The sequence below is a fragment of the Halomonas sp. GD1P12 genome (assembly GCF_025725645.1).
Classification (GTDB): domain Bacteria; phylum Pseudomonadota; class Gammaproteobacteria; order Pseudomonadales; family Halomonadaceae; genus Vreelandella.
Map to the genome: position 1 here is coordinate 1632013 of NZ_CP107007.1, position 12481 is coordinate 1644493.

Consider the following 12481-nt stretch of genomic DNA (forward strand, 5'->3'; position numbering starts at 1 on the left):
GCGTTGAGACGTCAAAGGAGTGATCATGCAGTTACTACGGGCAACGCTGCCCCTGACCGGCCTGCTGCTGGTGCCGCTTTACAGCTTTGGCTTCACCTACGAAACGCCCGCGGTGACGCCGGAGGTGGGATCGGGCTATGAGGAAAAGCCGGGCTGGGCCAATGAGAAATTCGCCGTGGCCGCCGCCAACCCGCTGGCGACCGACGCGGGGTATCAAATCCTCAAGGCCGGCGGTAACGCCCTGGACGCCGCCATCGCGGTGCAGATGGTGCTGACCCTGGTCGAGCCGCAGTCCAGCGGCATCGGAGGCGGCGCCTTTTTGATGTACTACGACGGCGAAAACGTCAGCGCCTTCGATGGCCGCGAAACCGCACCGCAGGCGGTGGATGAAAACCTCTTCATGCAAGACGGCGAGCCGATGGCGTTCATGGACGCGGTGGCAAGCGGGCGCTCGGTGGGCGTGCCCGGCACGCTCAAGATGCTGGAGACCGCCCACGCCGCCCACGGCCAGCTGGACTGGGCGTCGCTCTTCGTGCCGGCGATTACGCTGGCCGAAGAGGGCTTTGAAGTGAGCCAGCGTTTGCACACGAGCCTGGCCGACGACCCGGCGCTGCGCGATGACCCGCTGGCGGCGCGCTTTTACTATGACGAGGCGGGCGAGGCGCTCGCGGTCGGCGAGACGCTGACCAACCCGGCGCTTGCCGCGGTGCTGCGCCGTATTGCCGATGAAGGCAGCCGCGCGTTTTATGAAGGCGACGTCGCCGAGGATCTGGTTGCGCGCGTGCAAAACCACCCACAGCGCCCCGGCGCGATCACGCTCGATGATCTAGGCGGTTACGAAAGCGTCAATCGCGAGGCGATCTGTACGCCCTGGCAGCAGTGGCGTGTGTGCGGCTTTCCGCCGCCGTCCTCCGGGCACCTGACGGTGATGCAGATTCTCGGCATGCTCGAAAGCCAGCCCATGGTCGAAGCGCCGCTGGACAACGGTGCGGCCAGCAGCGGCTGGCTTCACCAGTTTCTCGAGGCGTCACGGCTCGCCTTTGCCGATCGCAACCGCTATATCGCCGACCCGGACTTCGTCGAGGCGCCGGGCGGCGACTGGACCACCATGCTGGCGCCGGCCTACCTGGAAAGCCGCAGCCAGTTGATCGAAGAGTCGAGCATGGGTGAGAGCGCCGAGCCCGGGAACCCCGGCGAGTTCGAGGTGAGCTACGCAAGCCAGCCGACCCAACCCGAGTACGGCACCAGCCACATCAGTATCGTCGATGAAGAGGGCAACGCCCTGGCCATGACCACCACCATCGAGCAGGCATTCGGGTCGCGCATCATGGCCGACGGCGGCACCGAGCTTGCCGGTGGTTATATGCTCAACAACGAATTGACCGATTTTTCGTTCACGCCCGAGGTCGACGGTGAGCCGGTGGCCAACCGGGTCGAGCCCGGCAAGCGCCCGCGCTCGAGCATGAGCCCGACGCTGGTGTTCGACCAGGAGAGCGGCGACTTCGTTGCAAGCCTGGGCTCCCCGGGCGGCGCCGCAATCATTTCCTACACCGCGCGAACGCTTCTGGCCATGCGCGACTGGGGCCTGAGTGCTCAGGAGGCGCTGAACCTGCCCCACGCGGTGACCCTTGGCGGCGATGTCTGGCTCGAAGAGGGGCGCTTTCCCGAGGCCACCATCGGCTCGCTCATGGAGCGTGGGCACAACGTCAGCGAGCGCGAGCTGACCAGCGGCCTTCAGGCGATTCGCCGCTTGGAAGACGGCACGCTTTTCGGCGGCGCCGACCCCCGCCGCGAAGGCGTGGTCATGGGCGAGTAGCCATGGGCGAATAGCCTTTTACAACGGGCTACTCGCGTAGCCAGTTGCGCAGCTTCACCAGCATCAGACCGCCATCGCTCAAGCGTTGGCGGTCTTTTTTGAGCGCGTTGAGCCGCTCCGGGTAGTCGGTGATGATCGCGTCGACGCCCAGGTCGATCAGCGTCGACATCCGCGCGCGGTCGTTCACCGTCCAGGCGTGAATTTCGTAGCCGTAGCGCGCGGCGAGTTCGATCTCCTGGTGGGTGATGCGGTTGTGTCTTAGCCCCAAGGCGTCGAACTGACGCCGGTCAAGGGTGCCCGGCAGGATGAGCTGGGCCAGCAGCGTTACGCGTAGCGAAGGCGCCTGCTCCTTGAGGAAGCGCGCAATCGCGGGGGTCATGGTCGCCACGCGCATCTCCAAAAGCGCGTTGGGAAAGCCGCACTCACTCATGGCACTCAGCGCGCTTGGCTGGCGCGCCCAGCAGCGATAGCGAATATCCGACTCCCTATCCAGCGCCGCCAGCACCGCCTCGGCGAGGCGCTGCTGGTTTTCCGGGGCGGCTTTCATGTCGATCATCAGCCCCGCCCGACCGCGCACCGTTTCCAGCGTCTCGTCGAGCCCGGCAATGGCTTCGCCTGCGAAGGCGTCGCCGAACCAGCTGCCCACATCGAAGCCGGAGAGCTCCTCGCGGGTCAGCTCAACGAAGTCGCGTGGGTCGCCGGTCAGGCGCGTAAGGCTTCGGTCGTGGTACAAAAGCACCGCGTCGTCGGCGGTGAGGCGTACGTCGAGCTCCACGTAGTCGACGCGATCCTCGAGCGCCCGGCGCACCGCGGAAAGCGTATTCTCCGGCGCTACCATGGAGCTGCCACGATGGGCGATCACCTTGACGTTGTCGCCCAGCTCGAAGCTATTGAGAATCCACCAGGCCTGCAGTCCGGCAAATGCCAGCACTGCAAGCTCTGGCGCCCAGGTGAAGCGGCTGGAACGTTCGCCGGGTGCAGGCGACGGTTCGCCTCTGCCAAGCTGCTGGTAAAGGCAGGCCGAGAGCAGCGCGTTCAGCGCAATGCCGAGAAACGTGATGGTCAGCGTGATCAGCACAAAGCCAGTGAGGTAGGCAAGCATCGCTGGAATCAGCACCGCGCTTCGCTCCGGTAGCCACCAGAGAAGCGGGGTGACGACCAGGTCAAAAAGCCAGGTGACGAGCACCGGTAGCGCCACGATCAGCACCAGCAGCGTGAGCACCACCACGCCGATCGAGCGGCGCCAGCCTCGGGTGAGAGGCACGCTCTGTTTGAGCGCCGATAAAGGCGAGCAGCGCGTCAGGGCGACCAAAGGGAGCGCCAGCATCCAGCGAAGATAAAGCCAGGCGGCGAGGCTCATCCAGCCAAGCACCAGCGGCAGCGCGCAGGCCAGAAAGTACCAAAGCACTGGCGGGCGAATGCGCTGAAGATAGTAAAGGTCGATGCCGCCGAGCAGCGCATCATAAAGCCAGGCGAGCGCGACCATGAACGGCGCCAGCAGCAGCAGGTGTGACCCCACCTGAACGACGACCAGCCCGGCAAGCTCAGGCAGGCGTCGGGTACTTTGCCACAGCGCCTCGAAGGCGAGTTGATAGTGGTTGTTGCGCGGCCGGGTCGCCACGACCAGCATGCCGGCCTGTTGCCAGTAGATCAGCAAAAACGCGAACCAGAGCCCCACCGACAGCGTCAAAAGCCCGAGCGGGCTAAAAAGCAGCGCGGTCAGCGCCTCGGTGGTGATGACGGTGCGGTTGAGCGTGGCTAAAAGCTTTTGCGACAGCCAGCCGATGGCCGGCAGTAAAAGCGCCGAGGCCAGCAGCGTATAGAGCAGATGAAAAGCGATCAGCGGTCTCAAGTGATCCTTGAGCGTTCGGTAAAGGGCACGGCCCAGCGGTTTCAGCGGCTGCATGGCAAACACGTTCGAAGTGATGGAGCGCGCGGCGCCGGCGCCGCGCCCGATGGTCGATCAGTGCGCATTCTCTAGTCGAGAGCGAGCTCGGTGTCGGACACCAGGATGCCGTTGTTATCGGCGTAGAGCCACTGACCCGGTGTCAGCGTCACACCGCCGAAGGTGACGGGAATGTCGCGTTGTCCCTCGCCGTTTTTCTCGCTTTTGCGCGGGTGGCTTCCCAGCGCCATCACCCCAAGGGGAAGCGTCGCCAGAATATCCACGTCGCGCACGCAGCCAAACATGACCACCCCTGCCCAGCCGTTCTCCGCCGCCTTGAGTGCGAGCATGTCGCCAAGCATCGCGCAGCGATAGGAGCCGCCGGCATCGACCACCAGCACCGCGCCGTTGCCAGGCTCGGCTACCGCCTCCTTGACCCGCGAGTTGTCCTCGAAACACTTGATCGTGCGCACGGGGCCGAAAAAGGCGTCGAGACCGCCCAGGTTCACGAACAGCGGGTCGAGCACGGCCACTTCCGGGTGAGCGTCGCATAAATCCGGGGTCACAAGGCCTGAGGGAGAGGCGGGCAGGGTCGTCATGGGGCAGCACTCCTTGGCAAAAACGAAACGGGTGAAAGCGAGCGATAAAAAACGCCCCGCCCTCAAAAGAGGAGCGGGGCGTTCGGTCATCGGCTCAGAGAGGAAAACGGATAACCCCTCTGCGATGGTGCGAGCATCGGCGATGGGTCGGTTACCACAAAGCGGTTAGGCTTCCTGAGCAACCGGAATCACGTTCGAGGCAATCTTCTGATACTCCTCGATTTCGTGGAAATTCATGTAACGATAGATCTCGCCGGCCATGGCGTCAAATTCACCCATGTAACGCTGGTACTCTTCAACGCTTGGCAGGCGGCCTTCGACGGCGGCAACCGCCGCCAGTTCCGCCGAGGCAAGGTACACGTTGGCACCATCGCCCAAACGGTTCGGGAAGTTACGTGTAGACGTAGACACCACGGTGCTTTTCGCTTCGACGCGGGCCTGGTTACCCATACACAGTGAACATCCCGGCATTTCCATCCGCGCCCCGGCGCGGCCGTAGATACCGTAGTACCCTTCTTCGGTCAGCTGATGCTGATCCATCTTGGTCGGCGGTGCCAGCCACAAACGTGTCTTGAGGCTGCCCGCCGGCTGTTTCTCGAGCAGTTTACCCGCCGCGCGGAAGTGCCCGATATTGGTCATGCACGAGCCGATGAAGACTTCGTCGATCTTCTCGCCGGCAACGTCGGACAGAAGCCGCGCATCATCCGGGTCGTTCGGCGCACACAGCACCGGCTCCTTGATTTCATCGAGATCGATTTCGATGATCTCGGCGTACTCGGCGTCCTTATCGGCGCGCATCAGGCTCGGATTGGCAAGCCAGGCTTCCATCCCTTCGATGCGCCGGCTAATGGTACGCTCATCACCGTAGCCGTTGGCGATCATCCACTTCAACAGCGTGATGTTCGACTTCAGGTATTCGGTCACGCTCTCGTCAGACAGCGTAATGGTGCAGCCCGCTGCACTACGCTCGGCGGAGGCATCGGAAAGCTCGAAGGCCTGCTCGACGGTCAAATCCTCGAGACCTTCGATTTCGAGAATGCGGCCGGAGAAGGCGTTCTTCTTGCCGGACTTGGCAACGGTCAGAAGCCCCTGCTTGATGCCGTAAAGCGGAATCGCGTGGACCAGATCGCGAAGCGTAACGCCAGGCTGGCGCTTACCCTTGAAGCGCACCAGTACCGACTCCGGCATGTCCAGCGGCATGACGCCGGTGGCGGCGGCAAAGGCGACCAGACCAGAACCCGCGGGGAAGGAGATGCCCATCGGGAAGCGGGTGTGCGAGTCACCGCCGGTGCCGACGGTGTCCGGCAGCAGCATACGGTTGAGCCAGCTGTGGATGATGCCATCACCTGGGCGAAGCGAGACGCCGCCGCGGTTCATGATGAAGTCGGGCAGGGTGTGGTGGGTATCCACGTCCACGGGCTTGGGGTAGGCCGCGGTGTGGCAAAACGACTGCATCACCAGATCCGCCTGGAAGCCCAGGCACGCCAGATCCTTGAGCTCGTCGCGGGTCATCGGGCCGGTGGTGTCTTGCGAGCCAACGGTGGTCATCTTCGGCTCGCAGTACATGCCCGGGCGCACGCCGGGAAGATCGCAGGCCTTGCCGACCATCTTCTGGGCCAGCGTAAAGCCCTTGCCGGTATCCTTGGGCTGCTCGGAGAGGCGGAATACGTCCGAGGCGGGAAGGCCGAGGGACTCGCGCGCCTTGCCGGTCAGGCCACGGCCGATGATCAGCGGAATACGGCCACCGGCGCGTACTTCATCCAGAATCAGCTGGGTCTTGAGTTCGAACGTGGTGAGGACCTCATCGGTGCCGTGCTTGCACACCTTGCCCTCGTAAGGGTAGATATCGATGACATCACCCATCTCGAGCTTCTCGACATCCATTTCGACGGGAAGCGCCCCGGAGTCTTCCATGGTGTTGAAGAAGATCGGCGCGATCTTGCCGCCAAAGCAGAAGCCGCCGGCGCGCTTGTTGGGCACGTACGGCATGTCGTCACCGAAGAACCACAGCACCGAGTTGGTCGCGGACTTGCGTGAGGAGCCGGTTCCTACGACGTCGCCAACGTAGGCGACCGGGTAGCCTTTTTCCTTGATCTCGTTGATCTGATCGAGCGGGCCGCGCGAGCCGGGCACTTCGGGCTTGATGCCTTCGCGCTCGTTTTTGAGCATGGCGTTGGCGTGCAGCGGAATATCCGGGCGCGACCAGGCGTCAGGCGCCGGGGACAGATCATCTGTGTTGGTTTCGCCGGGCACCTTGAACACGGTCAGGGTGATCTTTTCCTCGAGCGCAGGCTTGGAGAGGAACCACTCCGCCTCGGCCCAGGAGGCGATGACGTCTTTCGCCACGGCGTTGCCATTTTTGGCGCGCTCTTCCACGTCGTGGAAGGCATCGAACATCAAAATAGTGTGCTTGAGCTGCTCGCCGGCTTCCCTGGAAAGCTCCTCATTATCGAGAAGCTCGACCAGGGAGACGATGTTGTAGCCGCCCTGCATGGTGCCCAGAAGCTTGACCGCGTGCGTCTTGTCGACCAGCGGTGACTCGGTTTCACCCTTGGCAACGGCGGTCAGAAAGCCCGCCTTGACGTAGGCGGCTTCGTCGACGCCCGGCGGAATACGGTTGGTGAGCAGATCTAAAACGAACTCCTCTTCGCCGGCCGGCGGGTTTTTCAAAAGCTCGATCAAGGCCGCGGTCTGTTCGGCGTTCAGGGGCTTGGGTGGTACGCCCTCGGCGGCGCGTTCCTCGACATGTTGGCGATAAGCTTCAAGCACGTTGGGGCCCTCTCGTTTTCTTGATGGTACCCGGCCAGCCCGCACGGTTTCGGGCATGCCTGGGCACGTGATAGTCGCTTGAAAGGCAGCGTCTGGTGGATGGCGGCGATTCTACGTGAAACTGTCGACAATGTTAAGCGAGCAGCCCCACTGACCTTTTGTGCGGTCTCCCCAGCGTGACAAACGCCCGTTTAAACAGGCTTTTCTTGATCAGTCGAGCTGTCAATGTTCGCCGCGCACACGCGTATCACGTTAAAAGCCGTTTGCAATCACACCGCTATAGACCATTTAATAATGAGAGCGTTAAAGGCGCGGGCGGCTGTCAACGGTCAAGACTCCGCCAAAGCGCTACGCCGGGCGCAAACCGTGGCCAAAGTTGAGTTAAATACGTGCTATGGTTTTGCCGTCAACGTTTGAAAAATGACGATGACCCGAAGACACGGACGCCGCGCCAGGGCGTTGTACCGTATTTCATTAGCAAAGGCGCTTGGTAACCGTATATGTCGATAGAGTTAGCCGAATTGAAGTCGCAGGATCACGCGCTTGGCGCCGAAGACCTGCTGCCGGAAAGCCTCAGCGCTTTTCTGGCATGTAAAACGCCGGATGCGTGGCTTGGCTGGGCGCTGGCCAACCCGCAAACGCTGCTGATCGATCACGCTCAGTGCGAAAAGAAAGCTGCCTCCACGGCGATGCATCTTCTATATCGCCATGTCGACCAGCCACTGCTGCTTTCCAAAATGTCGCAGCTCGCCCGCGAGGAGCTTCTGCATTTCGAGCAGGTGGTCGGGCTGATGGAGCGTCGCGGCGTTACCTATACCCACCTGAGCGCGTCGCGCTACGCCGAAGGGCTCAGACAGCACCTGCGCGCCAACGAGCCGGAGCGGCTGATCGATATCCTGATCATTGGCGCCTTGATCGAGGCGCGCAGCTGTGAGCGCTTCGCGCGGCTGATTCCCTACCTCGATGAAGAGCTCGCCCGGTTCTATCGCACGCTGGTCAAGTCGGAAGGGCGCCACTTCGAGGATTACCTGCTGCTGGCGCGGCAGCAAACGGCAGAGCCGATCGATGATCGCATCGCTTTTTTCGTGGCGCGTGAAGCCGAGCTGATCACCTCAACCGATACAGCATTTCGTTTTCATAGCGGTGTGCCGGCTTAAGTCGAGCCCCGTCCAGACAGGATGAGTCTCATGCGCGATGCCAAGCAGATCGACAAGCTGACCCTTTTTGGCCATTTCTCCCTGTCGCTGGGAGAGGACGTACTGACCCATTTCAGCTACGACAAAGTCAAGGCGCTGCTGATTTATTTGTGTTTGCATCGCCAGCCCGTCAACCGCGCCGCGCTCGCCGAGCTGCTTTGGCCGGATCAGGGGCTCTCCTCCGGGCGCACCAACCTGCGCCACGCCCTTCACTGTCTGCGCCAGTCGCTTGGCGACAACGCCGACACGGTGCTCAACGTGTCGCGTCAGACCATCGCCTTCAACCTGCCGGCGCACTGGCAGGTCGATCTGCACGAGCTGCAAACGCTGCTCGAAGGCCCGGCGGATCTCGATAGGCTCGAGGCGGTGATGGCCTGTTACCAGGGCGATCTGGTCGAAGAGCTGTCGCTTGCCAACTGCAGCGAGTTTCAGCGCTGGCTGGTACAGACGCGCAACGAGTGGCGCCAGCGGGTGATCCGCTTCGCCGAACAGGTGCTCGAGACGCAAAGCGACGTGCCGGACGCGATGATCGAGGAGCTGGTCAGCAGCTTCTCGGGTTACGGTCCGTTTCACGAACGGCTGGTACGCCAGCTCGCCGAAAACAATCACATGGCCGCGGCCCACGAGCAGTATCAAAGTTATCTGCAGCTGTTGGCGCTCTCGGGACAGCAGCCCGAACCTGGCTTTCTACAGCTGGCAAGCTACTGGTCCGACGGCCAGGTCGAGACGCAGATCGTCAGCCCCCAGGGCGCCTACTCGAGGGCGCTGGCCGCCGACAGCAAGCCGCTGCGCGAGGACGAAATCGAGCTACGTCAGCTCTCGGTCATGGCCATTCGCCTGACGCTCAAGGGCGACTGGCAGGAGCGCGGCGCCATGCGCCACTGCCTGACGCTCCAGCTCGAGCTTTTGCGCTGGCTGGAGCAGCAGTGCCATCACCTGGGCGGCTTTTGGCTTCCCGGGGCGACCGGCGGGGTAGGGCTTGCCTGCTTCGGCACCCACGGCCCGGCCCACCAGCTCGCCGAGCTGGTAGCGCTTTACGAGCACTGCCGCCAGGCGCTGCCCCAGGAGATCACGCGGCGCTGGAGTATCGAGCAGCAGGCGCCGAGTTTCGAGCTCGCCGCAGGGCTCAACAGCGGCCGGGTCGTCTATCTGCCCGAGCGCCAGCTCGCCGATCCCCTGGGTCAGGTGACCCAGCTTTCGCTGTCGCTGATGAGCGCCGCCGAAGGCAGTGAGCTGGTGATTTCGCAAGAGGCGAGCCAGCACATGCCGCCGGCGCTCGACTTGCAGCCCAGGCTTTCGTCGCGGCTGGTGGCCAGTGATGGCCGCGTGCGCCTGCGCGCTTTGGTGTTGGGGCAAAACGAAGGCGGGCGTGATGCCACGCCGCCGAGTCTCATCGGCCGCGAAACCGCGTTGAGAGCGCTGCGCGACGGCCAGGCGCGGGCGAGCATCGGGCTGCGCCAGAGCATTCTGGTGCGCGGCGGCACGGGCATGGGCAAGTCCGCGCTGATGGTCGGTTTTCGCCAGTTGGAGCTCAGTCGCGACGCGGCGGTGTGCTGGCTGCCCACCACGCGCCTTTCGGTACTGGAGCCCTACGGCGTCGCCCGCCAGCTGCTTGCCTGGCACTGCCAAAAAGCGTGTGATCTGGAAACGCTCCACGCGCTGCAGCAAACGCTCGAGATAACGTCCCTCGACGAGGCGCGCCAGGAGCTTTTGGAGCAGGCTCTGGGCGCGCGGGAAGTCGAGGATAGTGCCCAGCTCACCCAAAACGGCGACGCCGTGGAGCTGGTCGCAAGGCTTCTACATCGGCTGATCGAGCGCGAGGCGCAAAGCCGCACGCTGCTTCTGATGATCGACGATTTGCAGTGGCTCGACGAACCCTCTTTCAAGGTGTTGACCGGGCTGCAGGCCAGGCTTCCCATCAACACCGCCTTCATGCTGGTGGCCAGCCACCACGGCCGCGAGCCGCTGCCGGTCAAGCTGCACTGGGACCAGCAGATATCGCTTGGCAAACTCGACGCTGGCCAGTCCGGGCGGCTTTTGACCCAGCTTGCCAAACGCTATCAGATCCACCTGAGTCCAAGGCTCAAGAATCAGATCGTCGAGCGCTGCGATGGCGTACCGCTCTATCTACAGGAGATCTGCCGGCGGCTGGACATGGATCGTCGAGAAGGTCGCAGCGTGCAGTTCAACGAGCTGCCCAAGGGCCTTTTGGGCCTTCTGACCAGCCGGGTCGACCAGCTCGAGCGCGACCGCGACATTGCTCACGTGGCGGCGGTGCTCGGCCGGCGTTTTCGCTTCGACATGCTGCTCGCCGCCAGTCAGACCGACAAGAGCCGACTGTTGAAGGCGCTGGAGCATATGCGCCAGCTCGAAATCATCGATGCCTTCGAGCAGCCCGGCATTGAGAGCGAGTATCAGTTCAGCCATCAGCTGCTGCACGAAGCGGCGTACCTCTCCTGCCCGAAGGACGTGCGCAGCGCGCTTCATCAGCAGGTCGTCACGCTGATCGAAGAGCGCTTTCCGATGTGGATCAGCCGTCACCCCGGCGACTTTGCCAATCACCTGCGCCGCAGTGGCCACCAAACCCGCGCCGCGCGCTACTTCGAACTCGCTGCCCGTGAGGCGCTCAAGGTCAGCGCCAACCGCACCGCGCTCAAGATGGCGGATTTCGGTCTGGGCTGTCTGGGGGAGGCGGCGGATCACCTCGAGCGTGAAGTGAGTCTTCTCACCGTCAAGGGCCAGGCTGCTTTCGCCCTTGAAGGCCACGGCTCGCCGACCGCTCACGAGTGTTTCGTCAGCGCCCGGGAGCTTTTGCGCGACGCGGGAGGCGACCCGCTCGAGGACCCGGAGGATCTCGAGCAGATCTTTCTGGTCAAGTGGGGGCTTTGGTTGAGCCGCAGCCAGCGCTATGCCCACGCCGACGCCTTTGCGCTGGCCGCGACGCTTTCCAATATCGCCAAGCGGCTGGAGGATCCGCGCTATGGCCGGCTCGCCGACTACGCCGGCGCTCAGTGCGAGTACTGGGCTGGACGTATCGCTCAGGCGTTCGACCACTTCAACGAGCTCGACCCGCTCAATGCGCCGATGATGATCGAGTGGCTGCCGTTCTCGGAGCACCCCCAGGTGAGCGCGGCCTGCTTTCAGGGCTGGACGCTGTGCCTTCGCGGCGATTACCAGCGTGCCGAGCGCCATATCGCCGCGGCGATTCGTCTGGCCGAGAAAATTGGCCACCCCGGCACGCTTGCCATCGCCCTGATGTTCGCCACCGCGCTCTATCGTCAGCTCGGTCACGTTCACCTGGCGGCGCGCCACGCCGAGCGCGCCGCGGCGATGACCGCGACACCGGATCTACAGCTATGGCAAATCTCCGCTCAGGGCGTGCTTGGCTGGCAGCAGGCGCTCAGCGGTGACCCGGCGGGGCTATCAAGGCTCAAGGAGAGCCTCGATCAGATGGCGGAGCTCAATGGGCGCGACCGCTTTCAGCGTCCGGTGCTTTGGTACGCCGACGCCTGTATCGAGCTTGGGGAGCTCTCTACCGCTGAGGAGTATCTGGATCAGTGCCTGACCATCGCCCGTGAACGCAGCAGCCTGTTTTTACCGGAGATCGCCACCCAGCTTGCCAAAGTGCGTCATCTGCAGGGTTACTCGAAAAGCGAGGTGACCGCGCTGACCGAGCTTGCCATCGACCACGCTCGCGAGCAGGGCAATCGCCACCACGAGCTCGCCGCGCTCGAGTTCTGGCTGACCCATATTGCCCCAGAGGATCGAAAGACGCGTGAGCTCTTCCGTGAAAAGCTTTCAAGCGTCAGCCACAGCGATGCGCCGGTGCTGGTGCGCTGGATCAACCTGTTGGAACGGCGCCTGCCGCAGCCCGCCGGGATGGAGGGCTAAAACGCCGGTTCCAGGTGAGTCGGTCGAGGCGAGTCAGGTACTCGCCTCGAGCCAGGCGAGCGTGGCTAGCGCCTGGTCGCGGCGCTCCCCGCACACGTCGTGATCGAACACGAACCGCGCGCAAACCGCTGGCCGGCGCGGATCACCGAATAGCCGGCACAGGTTGTCGTCATCGAGCTGGACGCAGCGAACGCCGGCAGGCTTGCCGCCGGGCATCCCCGGAATGGCGGAGCTGATCGATGGCGCAATACAGCACGCCCCGCAGCCGGCGCGACAGCCGCCGTTGGGGGCGGCGGGCTTCTCTCTGGCAATCAGCGCCGCCATG

The 12481-nt window shown here is 63.5% G+C and carries 7 protein-coding genes; 3 read left to right on the forward strand and 4 right to left on the reverse strand.

The window, feature by feature from the left end; translation table 11 throughout:
• Positions 1-25: 25 nt before the first annotated feature.
• On the forward strand, positions 26-1816 hold the full coding sequence (gene ggt / locus OCT39_RS07650; RefSeq protein WP_263587061.1) for a gamma-glutamyltransferase: 1791 nt from the start codon (positions 26-28) through the stop codon (positions 1814-1816).
• Between the two features lie 28 nt (positions 1817-1844).
• Here the strand turns inward: ggt and OCT39_RS07655 are convergent, their stop codons facing one another.
• The 3 genes from OCT39_RS07655 to acnB all read right to left on the reverse strand — a co-directional run bounded on the left by OCT39_RS07655 (position 1845) and on the right by acnB (position 7069).
• Positions 1845-3722, reverse strand: coding sequence for a glycerophosphodiester phosphodiesterase family protein (locus tag OCT39_RS07655; RefSeq protein WP_263587062.1), 1878 nt, complete (start codon positions 3720-3722; stop codon positions 1845-1847).
• A 71-nt stretch (positions 3723-3793) separates the two neighbouring features.
• Positions 3794-4300 carry a ribonuclease E activity regulator RraA gene (gene rraA, locus OCT39_RS07660; RefSeq protein WP_263587063.1) on the reverse strand — a complete coding sequence of 169 codons (507 nt, stop codon included), beginning with the start codon at positions 4298-4300 and terminating at the stop codon, positions 3794-3796.
• A gap of 165 nt (positions 4301-4465) precedes the next feature.
• Positions 4466-7069 carry a bifunctional aconitate hydratase 2/2-methylisocitrate dehydratase gene (gene acnB / locus OCT39_RS07665; RefSeq protein ID WP_263587064.1) on the reverse strand — a complete coding sequence of 868 codons (2604 nt, stop codon included), beginning with the start codon at positions 7067-7069 and terminating at the stop codon, positions 4466-4468.
• 500 nt (positions 7070-7569) lie between these two features.
• Between acnB and OCT39_RS07670 the strand changes: the two genes are divergently transcribed.
• Together OCT39_RS07670 and OCT39_RS07675 are read left to right on the forward strand one after the other, a co-directional pair.
• Positions 7570-8226 carry a tRNA-(ms[2]io[6]A)-hydroxylase gene (locus OCT39_RS07670; protein ID WP_263587065.1) on the forward strand — a complete coding sequence of 219 codons (657 nt, stop codon included), beginning with the start codon at positions 7570-7572 and terminating at the stop codon, positions 8224-8226.
• 30 nt (positions 8227-8256) lie between these two features.
• Positions 8257-12156 (forward strand): AAA family ATPase, encoded by a 3900-nt coding sequence (locus OCT39_RS07675; protein ID WP_263587066.1) that lies wholly within the window; start codon positions 8257-8259, stop codon positions 12154-12156.
• Positions 12157-12189: 33 nt separating this feature from the next.
• Here OCT39_RS07675 and OCT39_RS07680 read toward each other — a convergent pair whose 3' ends face one another.
• Positions 12190-12480 (reverse strand): YkgJ family cysteine cluster protein, encoded by a 291-nt coding sequence (locus OCT39_RS07680; RefSeq protein WP_263587067.1) that lies wholly within the window; start codon positions 12478-12480, stop codon positions 12190-12192.
• Position 12481: the final 1 nt, after the last annotated feature.